Source organism: Acidobacteriota bacterium (assembly GCA_039028635.1).
Lineage (GTDB): Bacteria > Acidobacteriota > Thermoanaerobaculia > Multivoradales > JBCCEF01 > JBCCEF01.
Window position 1 is genome coordinate 1 of the sequence record JBCCHV010000012.1, and the last position, 14,721, is coordinate 14,721.

At 70.2% G+C, this 14,721-nt stretch carries 11 protein-coding genes; 6 read left to right on the forward strand and 5 right to left on the reverse strand.

Annotated features, from left to right (window positions below):
• Positions 1 to 58: 58 nt before the first annotated feature.
• A complete protein-coding gene (locus AAF604_07050) occupies positions 59 to 544 on the reverse strand; it encodes an SRPBCC domain-containing protein (GenBank protein ID MEM7049398.1) in 486 nt (161 codons plus the stop codon).
• 3 nt (positions 545 to 547) lie between these two features.
• Positions 548 to 865, reverse strand: a complete 318-nt coding sequence (locus AAF604_07055) for a metalloregulator ArsR/SmtB family transcription factor (GenBank protein MEM7049399.1) — start codon at positions 863 to 865, stop codon at positions 548 to 550.
• Between the two features lie 136 nt (positions 866 to 1,001).
• Between AAF604_07055 and AAF604_07060 the strand changes: the two genes are divergently transcribed.
• Genes AAF604_07060 through AAF604_07070 form a run of 3 tightly spaced genes read left to right on the forward strand, consistent with a single transcriptional unit; the run spans position 1,002 to position 7,860 of the window.
• Complete coding sequence (locus AAF604_07060) at positions 1,002 to 3,251, forward strand: hypothetical protein (protein MEM7049400.1); 2,250 nt, start codon at positions 1,002 to 1,004, stop codon at positions 3,249 to 3,251.
• Positions 3,248 to 5,482 (forward strand): hypothetical protein, encoded by a 2,235-nt coding sequence (locus AAF604_07065; protein MEM7049401.1) that lies wholly within the window; start codon positions 3,248 to 3,250, stop codon positions 5,480 to 5,482. The genes AAF604_07060 and AAF604_07065 overlap by 4 nt, the downstream gene beginning before the upstream one ends.
• Positions 5,479 to 7,860 carry a hypothetical protein gene (locus AAF604_07070; protein ID MEM7049402.1) on the forward strand — a complete coding sequence of 794 codons (2,382 nt, stop codon included), beginning with the start codon at positions 5,479 to 5,481 and terminating at the stop codon, positions 7,858 to 7,860. Before AAF604_07065 ends, AAF604_07070 begins: the two co-directional genes overlap by 4 nt.
• Here AAF604_07070 and AAF604_07075 read toward each other — a convergent pair.
• Entirely contained in the window at positions 7,835 to 9,163 is a 1,329-nt protein-coding gene (locus AAF604_07075; protein ID MEM7049403.1) for a hypothetical protein, read from the reverse strand. The two genes, AAF604_07070 and AAF604_07075, sit on opposite strands and share 26 nt — an antisense overlap.
• Before the next feature lie 143 nt (positions 9,164 to 9,306).
• Between AAF604_07075 and AAF604_07080 the strand changes: the two genes are divergently transcribed.
• From AAF604_07080 to AAF604_07090, 3 genes are all read left to right on the forward strand, one after another.
• Positions 9,307 to 10,224 carry a DUF1259 domain-containing protein gene (locus tag AAF604_07080; protein MEM7049404.1) on the forward strand — a complete coding sequence of 306 codons (918 nt, stop codon included), beginning with the start codon at positions 9,307 to 9,309 and terminating at the stop codon, positions 10,222 to 10,224.
• 98 nt (positions 10,225 to 10,322) lie between these two features.
• Positions 10,323 to 11,852 carry an acetyl-CoA carboxylase biotin carboxylase subunit gene (locus tag AAF604_07085; GenBank protein MEM7049405.1) on the forward strand — a complete coding sequence of 510 codons (1,530 nt, stop codon included), beginning with the start codon at positions 10,323 to 10,325 and terminating at the stop codon, positions 11,850 to 11,852.
• A complete protein-coding gene (locus AAF604_07090) occupies positions 11,843 to 12,349 on the forward strand; it encodes a biotin/lipoyl-containing protein (GenBank protein ID MEM7049406.1) in 507 nt (168 codons plus the stop codon). Before AAF604_07085 ends, AAF604_07090 begins: the two co-directional genes overlap by 10 nt.
• Here AAF604_07090 and lpxK read toward each other — a convergent pair whose 3' ends face one another.
• Complete coding sequence (lpxK, locus tag AAF604_07095) at positions 12,350 to 13,381, reverse strand: tetraacyldisaccharide 4'-kinase (GenBank protein MEM7049407.1); 1,032 nt, start codon at positions 13,379 to 13,381, stop codon at positions 12,350 to 12,352.
• Positions 13,378 to 14,652: a 3-deoxy-D-manno-octulosonic acid transferase gene (locus tag AAF604_07100; GenBank protein ID MEM7049408.1), complete on the reverse strand. Its 1,275-nt coding sequence runs from the start codon at positions 14,650 to 14,652 to the stop codon at positions 13,378 to 13,380. The genes lpxK and AAF604_07100 overlap by 4 nt, the downstream gene beginning before the upstream one ends.
• Positions 14,653 to 14,721: the final 69 nt, after the last annotated feature.

Sequence of the window (14,721 nt, forward strand, 5' to 3'; positions counted from 1 at the left end):
CGGCTCGCGGAGGCCGGCGGTGGATCCGCTGGCTGAGCCGCACGAGCGACTGTGAGCTTTATCCCGGCTGGTTGGGCGAGTCCTGCTGAAAGTCGACGCAGGCGTTCTTGTAGCCCTGCTCGAAGATCTGCACCCAACCGGAACCGTAGCCCTGGAGCATCATCTCGGCGAGGTCGCCGAAGCCTTCCCAGTTGCTCTGGGTCAGTACGACTTCGGTTTGTCCGGTCCCCTGGGCGGTGAAGCGCACCTCGACCAGACTGGCGGAGGTCGGCGGTAGGCCCATGTGGAAGTCCATTGCGACGTAGGAGAAGGGCTCGAAGGTACGAAAGGTGCCCCAGTGGTGCTCGCGCTCGTCATGGCCGATCTCGACGATGCGGCCGCCGAGTTTGGCCTCGACCTCGAGGGCTTTGGAGGGCTGGCCGTCCTTCATCGACATCGAGCGCTTGTCCAGGGGCCACCATTGGCCCATGTCCTCGACGAAAATGCGGAAGGCCGTTTCCTGGTTGCAGGGCACCTCGATGGTCTTGATCAGCGGCTCGATCATCTTTCACTCCTCGGTTCGTCGGGTTCGGCGAGCGACCTCACTGCCGTAGGCCGAGAGAACGTCGCTCCAGAACCCGTCCAGATAGTCACGAAGCTCCTCCAGACCTCGACGGCGCAAGGAGTAGAGGCGGCGATTCCCGCGCGGCTCGACCTCGACCAGCCGAGCTGCTTCCAGCACCTTGAGATGTTGCGACACGGCGGGTCGGCTCACCGGTTGATCGCGTGCCAGCTCACCGACCGACCGCGGCCGTTCGCGCAGGGCTTCGAAGACGCGGCGACGGGTCGGATCGGCGAGGGCGGTCAGCACCTGTGCGTAAGCCATGACTTACCGTAAGTTGAAGCTTACGGAATGTCAAGGCCCGGTGCACCATGGCCGGCCACCTGGCGGCTGCTTCGTCGCCCATGCCTGGCCGTGGTAGACATGACCTTCACTCGAAGGAGATCGAGGAACCGCCGAAATGACCCCGCCGTCCACGGCCATGCGCCGCCTGATCGTGCTCTGGGCTCTGCTCTTGGGGCTGTGGCTGTTCTGGACCCTGCCCCTTGCCCTGGGTCAGCGCACGCTGTTCTTCCGCGACGTCTTCTCGAATCACTTCGTGCTCAAGGCCTACGGTGCCGAACGACTGGCGGCGGGGGAGATTCCGGCCTTCAACGATTCCTGGGGCCTGGGTCAGCCGTTTCGCGGCAATCCCAGCGCCCTGGCGTTCTATCCCGACAACCTGCTCTACCGCCTGCTGCCCTTCTGGAGTGCCTTCAATCTGCACTTCGCTCTGCACTGGCTGCTCGCCGCGCTGACCCTCTTCGCGTTGGCCCGGGAGCTCGGACAGGGGTGGCGGGCGGCGACCTTGGCGTCGCTGACCTATGGTGGCTCGGGCTGGGTTCTGTCGGGTCTTTCGTTCTACAACATCGTCACCGTGGCGGCCTGGTGGCCGTTGGTGATCGTGGGGGTCCTGCGCGGGGGCCGGCGGGGTTTGGCCTTGGGTGGTCTGGCGGTCGGCATGGCCCTGCTCGGTGGTGAGCCGGTGACCGCTCTGCTCGGCGGGCTGGTGGCGCTGGTCGCCGCCATCGAGCGGCACGGCGTGCGCCGCGGTCTGCTCGCTTCCTCGATGGTGGCCGCGATCGGCGGCCTGATCGCCTTGCCCCAACTGGTGGCGAGCCTGCGCATCGGAGGCTTCACCTTTCGCAGTGGGCACGGGCTGCTCGCCAGCCAGGCGGTCACCTACACCCTCGATCCGCGGCGCTACCTCGAGCTGTTGATTCCCTTCCCCTTCGGCCGGCCGATCGATTTCGGTCCCAGTGGTTTCTGGGCCGCCGGGGTGGCTCCTCAGCTGCCCTTCTACCTCACCCTGTATGCCGGCATCGTCGGGCTCTGGTTAGCCCTCGAGGGGGCACCCCGTCACCGCCCTTGGGCGCTGCTGGCGGGCCTCGGTTTGCTGCTCTCCTGGCTCGCCGGCCTCGACGGCGAGCTGCTGGTGACGTTGACCTTCGGGATGTTCCGCTTTCCCGAGAAGTTCCTCTTCCTCTATGCGCTCGCCTTGCCGCTGCTCGCCGGCTGGGGATTGGAGCGGGTGATGGCCGAGGAGAGGCCGCGTTGGCGCCTGGCGGCGGTTGCCGGTGCCGGTGCCCTCGCCCTCGCCGGAGTCCTGTGGTCGGTGCGCGCCTCGCTGGTCGGGTTGGTGGAGGACGGGGCGGTGATCAATCCGCAACTGGTGTCGACCCAGATCGGTCTCTGGTTGCTGGCCCTGGGTCTCGGCGGCGCGCTGCTGCTGGCCGCCGTGGTCGCTCTCCGGCGCCGTTGGTTCACGGCGCTGGTGGCCCTGCAGCTCGTCGCCCTGCTCCAGCTCACGCCCCTCTTGCGCACCGAAGACACGGCACCCTACGGACAGCCCGGAGAGTGGGCGCAGCGGGTCGGCGCGGGCGCCTCCGTGTTCAGCTCGCATCTGATCTTCCCGCCCTGGCATCCCTCGCCGGTGTATCGCATCGAGGGCCGCTCGAAGGCCTTGCTCGAGCGCTTCGAGGCCGCCGATCTGGCGCCGGCGCCCAACCTGCTCTTCGGACTGCGCTTTCCGCTCTATCCCGACATCGAGGGGCTGAGCTCGCAGTACTACTCGTTCCTGCTCTTCAACCTGGCGCGCATGGACTGGCAGCAGCGGGTGAACTGGATGCGGACGCTGGGCGTCGAAGCGGCGGTGGTCTTCGAGCCCCCTGCGACCACCGGTTTGCGCACCCTCGACTCAGCGGTGCGCGGCGGCGTGCCGACGATCCTGGCGGCGGTCGACAACCCGGCCCCGGTGGCCTGGTGGCCGCGGCGGGTGGTGGCCACCGACGGTCCGCTCGACTCCCTGCGCCGGGTCGCCGAGCGGGCCGACCCGCTGAGCGTGGCCTTGGCGCCGCAAGCCATCGACCAGGGGGCCGGTCGCGTGTGGCTGGTGGCCTCCGGGCCCGACCGCCTCGAGCTCGAGGTCAGCGGCGAAGGCGGTCTGGTGGTGGTGCAGCGTTCCTTCCATCCGCTTTGGCAGGCCCGTTCCGGGGAGCAGCGCCTCGACACCCTGCCCGTCGACCTCACCTTGACCGGGGTGCGCGTTCCCGCCGGCGATCACCGGGTGGTTCTCGCAGTGTCTTCCGGGCCGGAGAAGGTCGCCGCCGTGCCGGCGGTGGCGACCCTCGCCGCCTGTCTGGGGTTGCTCCTGTGGCGGCGGCGGCCGTGAGTCGGCCGGCCGAGTCCCCTCGGCTCCTGCTGGCGGTGGCGGTGCTGGCCTTGGCCGCCTGGCTGTGGGTGACGGTGCCGTTGGCGACCGGCGAGCGCACCTTCTACTACCGCGACGTCTTCACCGTCCACATGCCCCTCAAGGCCTTTGGCGCCGCCCAGCTCGCCGAGGGCCGCATACCGGCCTTCGAGAGCGGCCGGGCCCTCGGCCAACCGTTCCGCGGCAACCCGCAAGCGGCGGCCTTCTATCCCGGCAACGTGCTCTACGGTTTGCTGCCTTTTTGGAGTGCCTTCAACCTCCACTATGCGCTCCACTGGCTGCTGGCCTTCGCGGCGATGGCGCTCCTAGCCCGGCGCCTCGGCCTTGCTCCACCCGCCGTGCTGCTGGCCGCCCTCGCCTACGGCGGTGGCGGTTGGACCCTCACCGCCCTCGGCTTCCATCACATCATCGCCGTCACCGCCTGGTGGCCCCTGGTGCTGTGGGGGGCCGTGGTCGGCGACCGTCGCGGCCTCGGGATCGCCGGCCTCGCCCTCGGCTTCGCGCTCCTCGCCGGGGCTCCGGAGGTGGTCGCCCTCGGTCTCGTGCCCCTCGTCGGCGTCACGCTGTCAGCGCACCGCGGGCGGCGCCGGGCACTGCTTTCGGTGGCGGCGATCCTCGCCCTCGGGAGCTTGATCGCCTTGCCTCAGCTGGTCGCCTTCGGGCGCATTCTGCCGGACACCTTCCGCGCCGTCGCCGGTGCCGAAGGCGCCGCCGCAGGCCTCTACCGCCTGGCGCCCCTGCGCTTCCTCGAGCTCGTTCTGCCGCTGCCCTTCGGCTGGCCCGGAGACCTCGGCGATCACGGCTTCTGGTCGGCGGCGGCGATGCCGCGGGTGCCGTTGATCCTCAGCCTCTACGTCGGTTTGCCGGCCTTGGTGGCGGCCCTCTGCGGCCTGCGTCGGGCCTGGGGCTGGGGACTGCTCGCCGGTGCCGGCCTGGTCGCGGCCTGCTGGGGTGGACCGCTGCTGGCGGCGATCTCCGGGGGGCTCTTCCGCTATCCCGAGAAGCTGCTCTTCTGGCCGGCCTTGGCGCTGCCGCTGCTCGCCGGGTTCGGCCTCGAAGCGGCCCTTCGCCATGCCGCCCGGCTGCGCCTGGTGCTGCGCTTCGCCGGTCTCGGCGGTTTGCTCGCGGCGGCCTTCTTCATGCTGCGGGGTACTGCCTTCCTGGCGCCCTGGATCCGCCCCGGCCTGCCGCCGGAGACGGCCGCCGTGCAGGCCGAGCTGTGGGCCTGGAGCCTGCTCTTCGCGGCCGCCATCGCGCTGCTCCTGGGGGAGCTGGCGAGCCGGCGCATGGCGGCGTCCTGGACTCTCTGTCAGCTGGTGTCGGTGCTGTTGCTTTCGCCCTTGGTGATGACCGACGAGGCCGCCCCCTATCGCCAGCCTTCGCCGTGGCAGGCGACCCTCCCGGCCGGCGCCGCGCTGGTCAGCGCGGCGGCCGAGGATCCGTTCCGCAGTGGCTTCGGCTATCGCCCGGAAGACAGCGCGGTGGCGGCTCGGCTACGGCTCGGTGCGCGCGACCTGGATCGCGTGCCGGGGGTCGAGCGCGGTTTCCGCTATCCCCTGGCGGTGGACTTCGATGGCTTGGTCTCGCCGGACTCGACGCGCCTCTTGATCAACCTGCCGCAGCTTCCGGCGACCGCCCGGGAGGCCTGGTTGCGGCGCCTCGGGGTGGAGGCGGTGATCGCCGGCGGTCCGCCGCCGGCCTCGGGCTTGACGGCGGTCGAGCGGTCGGGGGAGGTCAGCCTCTACCGGGTCGAGAGGCCGGCACCGGCGCTGTGGTGGCCGCAGCGGGTCGCGGTGGCGGCCGGGCCCCAGGCCCTGATCGCCGCCAGCCAGCGCCTCGATCCGCTCGCCGTCGTGACCGCTCCACGGCCGGTGGCGCACGGCTCCGGGCGGGTCGAGCTGGTCTCCCAGGCGGAAGATCGGTTGGTCTTCGAGGTCGAGGGAGAGGGCGGCCTGGTGGTACTGCGGCGCGCCTTCCAGCCCCTTTACCGAGCCCGCATCGCCGACCGTCCCCTGGCCACCGTGCCGGTCGACCTGCTGCTCCTCGGTGTCGAGGTGCCTGCCGGGCGCCATCGCGTCGAGGTCACGGTGTCGTCGCGGCCGGAGATGCTCGCCGCCGGCGCCTCCGTCGCGACGCTGCTGGGCATTCTGACCCTCGCCTGGCCCCTCGGTCATCGGAGGGCTGCCGGGTGAAGCGCCACCTGTTCGCCTGGCCGGTGGTCGGCTTGCTCTTCCTCTGGGCTCTGCCGCTGATCTTGGGTAGCGAGACGCTCTTCCTGCGCGACGTCTTCAACACCCACCTGGAGATGAAGCAGGCCCAGGCGGAGGCGCTCTCCGAGGGGCGATTGCCGTGGCTCGATCCCTATCGCGCCGGTGGCCAGCCGCTGCTCGCCAACCCCAACGCCGTCGCCCTCTATCCGGACAACCTGCTGCTTCGCTGGACCCCGTTGCTGTGGGCCCACAATGCGCACTTCTGGCTTCACCTGCTGCTCGCCCCCTGGGCGATGGCCAGCCTCGGGCGAGCCGTCGGGCTGTCGCGCCGCGGCGCCTGGGTGGCGGCGGCCTGCTATGGCTTCTCCGGCTGGACCTTTTCTCTCCTCAACTTCTACAACCTGGTGGCCTATGCGGCGTTGGCGCCGGCGTTGGCTTCGGCCGCCCTGCGGACCGTCCGGGGCAGCCGTGGGGCGCTCGTCGCCACCGCGCTGCTGTGGGCCCTGACGGTGGTGGCGGGGGATCCCGTGACCTCGCTCCTGACCGCCGCCCTGGCCTTGACGGCGGCGGCCACGGCGCTGCCCCGGTCGCCTTGGCAGCCCGCCCTCCGGCTGCTCGCCGCCTGTACCTGCGGCACGTTGCTGGCGCTTCCCCAGATCACCGAGCTGCTGCGCATCCTGCCGCTTTCCTACCGCGGCTACTTCGGCTATCAGGAGCTTCTGCGCTCGGTGGCGAGCCTCGACCCGCGGCAGGTCTTCGAGTGGTTCTTGCCCTTCGCCTTCGGACGCCCGGACGTGGTCGGTGGCGGCACCTTCTGGGGCCACGCCTTCTATACCGACACGCCGGCCTTCTTCTTCACCCTCTATCCCGGGGCGCTCGCCTGGGCTCTGCTGTGGGCCGCCGGACGGCCGCGCCGCGCCAGGCCCACTTGGCGCGCCGAGCTGTGGGCCTGGGGGGTGGTGGCGGGCGGAGTCTTCTTCGCCCTCGGCCGCTTCAATCCGATCGCCGACGGGTTGCTCTCGCTGGGGCCCTCGAACGCCTTGCGCTATCCGATCAAGCTCTGGCTGGCGGTTGCTTTGGGGGCGTCCGTCCTCACCGGATTCGGCTTCGAGCGTGCCTTCGGCGAGGCCGGACGGTGGCGTCGGGTGGTGTGGCCTTTGGGCCTCTTCGGTTTACTGGCCGGGGCACTGCTGCTGTGGCTCAACCTCGCCCCCGGGGCTGCCCTCGGCTTCCTCCGGGAGCTCATTCCGGCCGACTTTCCGGAGGTCTTCGTCGCCAACGAGCGAGATCGCTGGTCCGGCCTCAGCCTGCTGTCCTTGGCGGTGGCCGGGGCGCTCCTCGCCGCCGCCTGGCTCACCCGGCGACGGCCCTCGGCGGCACTCCTTCTGCTCGCCCTTCACGGCACCTCCCAGCTGTTCTTCCTGGCGCCGGCGGTCCCCACCGACGACCCGGCCCCCTACCGCACGCCGCCGGCGATCCTGGCGGCGGTGCCGCCCGACGCCTTGTCCGTGCACGGCGCCTACGACAACCTCTTTGGGCCCGCTTCCTTGATCGACGGCGACTATCCGGACAGCCGCTCCCTGTGGTGGGAGCGCCGCGCTTTCGACGAGCTCTACCCCTTCACCGGTGCCCTGTGGGGGCGGCGCTTCGCCCTCAACGTGTCACCGGAAGGGCTCGACTCGATCTACACCCGCCTGGCCCAGGGGGCTGTCGAGCAAGCCGGGTCGGACCGCGAGCGGCTTCTGCTATTGACCGCCTGGGGGGTCGATCGCTTGCTCCTGCACCGACCCCTCGAAGGGCCTCACGACGATCTGGCCCGGCTGATCTATCACCGGCCGAGCTACGGCCGCGAGATCTTCGTCTACGCCCTCGATCGCGCCGCGCCTTCGGTCGTGCTGGCGACCACCGTCGAGCGCGCTCCGCACATGAACGCGGCCCTTTGGGCGCTACGCCGGGAGGGCTTCGATGCCGCTGAGCAGGCGGTGGTGGCGGGGGACGGCGGTAGTGATCGTCGAGCGGGGTCGGGAGCGGTGACGGTGATCTCGGAGCAGGCCACCGAGTTGGTGGCGCAGGTGACCTCGCCGGCCGGTGGCATGTTGGTCTGGCAGCGCGCCTACCTGCCGCTTTTCGAGGCCACCATCGACGGCGCGCCGGTTCCCACCGAGGTGGCGAATCTGCATCGCCTGGCGGTCGAGGTACCGGCCGGCGAGCACGTCGTCCGCCTGGCCCTCGACAAAGCCCCCTTCTTCCGGGCCCTCGGAGGGTCCGCCCTCGGGGCGCTGGGCCTGGTTCTGCTGTGGCTGCGCGCTCGGCGGCGGCCGTTGCCGGCCGAGCTCAAGCCAAAGCCAGGGGGCGATTGAAGACGCGCTCGACCTGATCCGACAGGGCGGTGACGCCGCGCTTGCGGAGGTGGCGCCCCTTGGCGATCTCGTGCTTCAAGCGGTTGTACTGGGTGAGGTAGGACGGGGTCCCCTTGCGCTGCAGCAGGTTGCTGACCAGGGCCGTCGAACCGCTCGCGAAGAGGGCGGTGACGAGACCCACCAGATCGTCCCCCAGGGAGGTCCCGGCGCCTCCGATGGCCGAAGAAAGGGTCGGCAGGAGGTAGCGTCGAACCAGCCCCGGAGGCTCGCTGGGCACCGACTCGTACTCCAGTTTCTCGTACTCGCGAGCGAAGATGTCCTGCACCTCTTCGTCGACTTCGCCATGGGTCAGGGACTTCGCCGAAACGCCCCACAGGTGCTTTTTGAGCTCCTGGGTGGCGCCGAGCTTCTGCTCGCCGCGCCGAAACAGCTCGAGGGGCTCGCCCTTCTCGCGACAGCTCATCAAGAGGAGGAGGCCGACCGGCGGCAGCCGGAGGTCCTCGGCGAGGTTGCGAACCAGCAGGTGACGATCCGGCTGCGGCTGCTCGAGATCGCCCACCATCTCGCGCACCAGGTAGTCGACGAACAGCTTCATGTGCTCGCGAGTGAGGTTTTCGAAGGGCAGATCCGGACAGTAGGCGGCGCAGTCGTCGATGGCGAGCTGGTTGAGGTAGTTGAGGCGAAAGCGGTTGATCAGGGCGCTGACCAGCAGGCGGTCGTCGTGATCCGGACGGCGGAACAGCTCCATCGCCTGGCCCACCAAGGTCGGCCCCGAAGCGGCGATGGCGGCGAAGCACTTGCCGCCGCGGAAGTTCACCTCGACGGCCTCCTGGGCGACTTCGGCGAGGCGCTCCTCGGGCTCTTTGCAGGCCCTCTCCAGCCAGCGGCGGAAGACCGTCGCCGCTTCCTCCGAGACCTGGCGGTCGATGTCGCGATCGAAGGAGAACTCCTGGATCAAGAGCCGCGACGAGCGCATCGCCTCGATGCCGCGATCGAGGATCTCGACGGCGTCCTTCTCGGAGGAGCGGTGGATTCGCAGCACGCCCTTGCCGAGATGGTCGGCCATCCGGCCGCGAATCTCCTGCGCGTGCTCGACCGTCGAGTTCTTCGCCGTGCGGTCGAAGAGGACCTGGTTGGACAGGGCGTGAAGCTCGACCAGCCGCAGGACGCGCGCCAGATCGTCGAGGCCCATCGGCTGCCCGGGCTTTTCAGCGAGCAGCAGCTCGCCGGACTTCTCGAGCAGGCGAACGTTGATCAGGGCCGTGCCGTCGTAGCGCTGGACGGGGATTTCTTGGGTGACCATGATGGAAGTACGAATCGACAATACATGAAATTCGTTTTTTAGGGCGTTCCATCTCGTTGCATCGATCGCGCCGGCCCGGGGCGTAGAATCGATCACCGCTGCCGCGAAGAACGTTCCGAACCGACTGGCAAGGAGGCCATGCCGTGAGTCTGCGAAGCGCCCTTTCTCTCCTCCTCGGAGCCTTCCTGGCGGTTGCGGTCGCCGCCTCCGATGCACCTGCTCCGCCGGCCCCCTTGGATGCCGACAAGATCTCGCGGGCCGCCGGGGTGCCGGCGACGGTCGCCGCCGATGGCGTGGTTCGCATTGGCTGGGCGCGCACCGATGTGGTGGTGCAGGTCGACGGCAGCCCGCTGCCGCCCTTCGCCGGACTCGGTTCCTGGGCGGCCTTCAAGGAGACTCCCGCGGGCGTCATGATGATGGGCGACGAGGTGGTGTTCCAGGACGAGGTTTCGCCCGCGATGGATGCCGCCTTCGCGGCCGGCCTCGAGGTGACGGCCCTTCACAACCACTTCTTCTTCGACGAGCCCAAGGTCTACTTCATGCACATCGGTGGGATGGGCGATGCGGAGCGCCTGGCCGCCGGGGTGAGGTCGGTCTGGGATGCGGTGAAACGGGTGCGTGCCGAGCGTCCGCGGCCGGCGCAGGGCTTTGGCGGCGGCACTCCCCAACACGGCGAGATCGATGCCCAGGCACTCGAGAAGATCATCGGCCACGGCAGCCGCACTCGCGACGGCGTGGTCAAGATCGTGATCGGCCGGCAGGGCGAGATGCACGGCGTCACGGTGGGGGGATCGATGGGCCTGGCGACCTGGGCGGCGTTCACCGGCAGCGACGCGCTGGCCTCGGTGGACGGCGACTTCATCATGACCGCCGAGGAAGTCCAGCCGGTCCTGCGGGCCCTGCGCCAGGGCGGCATCCACGTCGTCGCCCTGCACAACCACATGATCGGCGACACGCCGCCGTTCTACTTCGTCCACTACTGGGGTAAAGGACCGGCCGCCGAGCTGGCGCGCACCCTCGCGCGTGCCCTCGCCGCCCAACGGCATGCCGGCGGCGGTTAGGCCGCCGGGTTTCTACGCCGCCTCGCGGCGAGTCGGTGAATGGAGAGCGGAAAGGCGGCGCTGAGGGCCGAACTCGTCCTGCTAAGATCCGCCCGCCCATGAGTCCTGAAATTCGCCGCTTTCGTAAAGTCCTGATCGCCAATCGCGGTGAGATCGCGGTGCGCATCCTGCGCGGCCTCGCCGAGATGGGAATCCGCAGCGCCGTCATCTATTCCGAGCCGGATCGTGCCGGCCTGCCGGTGCTGCTGGCCGACGAGGCCTATCCGATCGGCCCGGCGCCGTCGCGCGAGAGCTACCTGCGGGCCGAGGCGATCGTCGAGCTGGCGGTCGAGATCGGTGCCGACGCCATCCACCCCGGCTACGGCTTTCTGTCCGAGCGGGTCGAGCTCGCCGAGCTCTGTCGCCAGCACGGGGTGACCTTCATCGGTCCGCCGCCGGAAGCGATTGCGTCGATGGGCTCGAAGACCGAGAGCCGGCGGCGGATGATCGCCGCCGGCGTGCCGGTAGTGCCGGGGGGCGACGAAGCCCTGCCGGACCTCGACAGCGCTCTCGCCTTCGCCGACCAGATCGGCTACCCGGTGATGCTCAAGGCGGCCGCCGGGGGCGGTGGCAAGGGCATGCGCCAGGTGCATGCGGCGGAGGATCTCCCGGCCGCCTACCGCGCTGCCCGCTCCGAGGCCGCGGCCAGCTTCGGCGACGACTCGGTCTACATCGAAAAGCTCATCCTCGAGCCGCGTCATATCGAGATCCAGGTGCTGGCCGATGGCCACGGCAAGGTGGTGTCCCTCGGCGAGCGCGAGTGCTCGCTGCAGCGGCGCCACCAGAAGGTGGTCGAGGAGGCGCCGTCGCTGGTGGTCGACGAAGATCTGCGACGGCGCATGGGAGAGGCGGCGGTGCTTGCCGCCAAGGCGGTCGACTACACCAACGCCGGCACCGTCGAGTTCCTGCTCGACCGCCAGGGTGACTTCTTCTTTCTGGAGATGAACACCCGCCTGCAGGTGGAGCACCCGGTGACCGAGATGGTCACCGGGGTCGATCTCGTCGAGGCCCAGATCCGCATCGCCGAGGGCGACCCGCTGCCGCCGGAGCTCGACGACATCCGGATTCGCGGCCACGCCATCGAGGTGCGTCTCTATGCCGAGGCGCCGTTCCGCAACTTCGCCCCCTCGCCGGGGAAGATCCGGCTGCTGCGCTGGCCGGAAGGGCTCGGCGTGCGCAACGACTGCGGCGTCTACGAGGGCTCCGAAGTCTCCATCCACTACGATCCGATGCTCGCCAAGATGATCGTCTGGGCGGCGGACCGACCGCGCGCCCTGGCGCGCTTGCGGCGCGCCCTCGGTGAGCTGCGCATCGAGGGCATCGAGACCACCGCGCCGCTGTTCTCGGCCCTGCTCGAAGACGAGGACTTCGTGACCGGCAATCTCGATATCGGCATGCTCGATCGCAAGCTGGCGGCCGGCGAGCTCGCCCCGCCGGCGCCGGAAGGTCTCGAAGACCTGCCGCTGGTGGCGGCGGCCCTGACCCACTACGGACGCGTCCAGAAGCTGTCGTCGGGGGAGGGCGGCCAACGTGATCGCTGGCGCCAGCAGAGTCGCCGCGAGGCCTTGGGGAGGTCCCTATGGAGTTGATCGTGCGCAGCGGTGAGCGCGAGGAGTCGGTCACCATCGAGCGCCAGGGCGATGTCTTCGAAGTGCGCCTCGGCGAGCGCACCTACCGCATCGATGCGGTGGTGGCGGGTGCCAACGGCCTCTCCAGCCTGCGCACCGATGCCGGCCAGTACGAGGTCGCGGTGCATCGCGAGGGCGGCAGCCGCTACCGGGTTCACACCCGCCACGGCTCCGACGCCGTCGACGTGCTCGATCCTCTCTCGGCCCTCGCCGGCGACGGCTTCGGGGCCGGTGGAGGGCAGGGCAAGGGGGTGGTCGAGGCCTACATGCCCGGCCGGGTGGTGGCGGTGCTGGTCGAGGAGGGGGCCGAGGTCGAAGCCGGTCAAGGCATCGTGGTGCTCGAGGCGATGAAGATGGAGAACGAGATCCAGGCCGAAGCCGCCGGGGTGGTCAAGAAGCTCCACGTCGCCGCCGGCGATGCCGTCGATGGCGGCGACCCCCTCTTCGCCCTCGAGTAATCAGCCCGGCGGCGCCTTCCACTCCGCCAGCCGGGATCCCAACCATTCCCAAAAGGCCGCTTCCGGTTCGGCTCGAATCGGCAGGTAGGCGAGGGGCAGTTCGAGGCGGCCGCGCAGCTTGACGGCGTCCTTCTCGGTGGTCAGGACGACGTCGGCTCGGTGCTTCTGGGCGGCGGCTCGGATCTTCCGCAGACTGACTTCGGGATAGGGGTGGTGATCCCCGAAGGTGAGGCGTTCGGCGAGGTGGAAGCCTTGGCCTTCGGCGGCTTCGTAGAAACGTCCCGGACCGGCGATGGCGGCGACGGCGACGACCGTCGACTGCGGGTCGAGGGGCGTGCCGTCGTCGCGGCGCACCGCGTCGAGACGGGTCGGGGCCGCGAACACCGGTCCGGTGAAGCCGAAGGGCGCGAGTCCCGCCGCCACCTCGGCGACGTTGTCGGCGGCGCCGGTGACCAACCCGCCATGGGCGCGGCGCGCTGAAGCCAGCGGTTCCCGCAAGCGACCACTGGGCGGCAGACGACCGCCGGCGAAGGGATCCGCCGCGGGCAGCACCAGCAGATCGAGGTCGCGAGCCAGGGCGAGATGGGAAAAACCGTCGTCGAGGAGGAACAGGTCCGGCGTCGGTTCGAGGCGCTCGAGGGCATAGAGGCCGGCGCGGTAGCGCTGCGCCTCGACCACCACGGCGACACCGGGTAGGGCGTCGGCGAGCAGCACCGGCTCGTCACCGGCGACGGACGGACCCAGCAGCGGGCCCTCGCCTCGGCTTACGACGCGTACTCCCTCGCCGCCGCCACCGTAGCCGCGCGACAGAATGCAGACTCGCTGCCCCTGGTCTCTCAGCCAGGCGGCGAGGCTGGCGGTGAGAGGCGTCTTGCCGGTACCCCCCCAGTGCAGGTTGCCGAGGCTGATCACCGGTCGTGGCAGGCGATCGGCGCGCCGGCGGTACCAGGCCTCGCGCCAGCGGTGGGCGGTACCGTAGAGACGCTGCCACGGCGAGGTCGGCGGCGTCGGAGTCAGGGAGTCCCGGCTCATGATGGACGGTCCGAGGGCTGTCCCTTGCCGGGCGTCGGCGCCAGCACCGGCGCGATCCACTCGAGGGTCTTGGTGAGGGCTCCGCGGTTCGACTCCACCAGCGCGGCGGCGCGCTCTCCCAGGGCTCGGGCGCTCGCCCGGTCGGCGACCCAGTGGCGCCAGATCTCGCCCAGGTGGGCGGCGTCGGCGGCGCGCTGCCAGGCATCGGCGCGATCGAAGTCCTGGGCCATCTGGCGGAAGTTCTCCATCGAGGGCCCCACCACCGTGGCGGTGCCGAAGCGCGCCGGCTCGATGGGGTTGTGGCCGCCGGTGGGCACCAGGGTGCCACCGATGAAGGCGCCGAGGGCCAGCCGATAGAGAGCGGCGAGCTCGCCGAGGCTGTCGAGCAGGACGATGTCGCCGTCGGCGGTTCCGAGGCGACTGCGCCGCACGAAGGGGCGGCCCCGCCGAGTCAGTAGCCGCTCGACCTCGTCCCAGCGTTCCGGGTGGCGCGGCGCGATGATCAGCAGGGCGTCGCCGGCAGCCTCGAAGGCGTCGAGCACCAGCTCGTCCTCCCCCTCCATGGTCGAGCCGGCGATCAGAATGGGACGTGCCTGGGCGAGCCCGAGGAGCGCTTCCTCGAGCTCCGGGAGGGCCGGTGGGATGGCGGTTTCGAACTTGAGGTTGCCGGTCACCCGAAGGCGCTCCGCCGGGACGCCGAGGTCGAGCAGCTTCTGCCGGTCGCCGGCGCTTTGGACGGCGAAGCGCTCGACGCGACCGAGGAGCGGTCCGAGGAGCGGGCGCAGGCGTCGCATGCGGGCGTAGCTGCGGTCGCCGACGCGACCGTTGATCACCGCGATCGGACGGCGGCGTCGCGCCACGGCACGCAGCACCAGGGGCCAGTAGTCGCCCTCCGTGAGGATCAGTGCCCGCGGCTCGACGTGGCGCAGAAAGGGCTCGACGGCAAAGGCGAGATCGAAGGGCAGATAGCCGATGGCGGCGCGCCCGGCGAGCTGCTTGCGGGCTTGCCCTTGGCCGGTGGGAGTGATGGTGGTGAGGACCAGCGGGAGGTCGTCGTCGAGGGCGTCGATGAAGGTCTTCGCCACCCCCACTTCTCCGACCGAGACGGCGTGGATCCAGAGGGGGTCGCGATGCTTGTCGGCGAGATCCGGCAGAGACCGACCGAGGCGCCCCGCCAGGGTCGGCCCATAGTGGCGTCCGCGGCGCAGGTAGAGGAAGGGAAATGCCAGCAACAGCAGGAGGGCGAGGGCGACCTGGTAGAGGATCCACATGACGGCGTCTCGGAAGGCGCGGGCAGTATAATGCGGGCGCTTCCTGGGGCCGGCCGAGGTCCTCGGCCG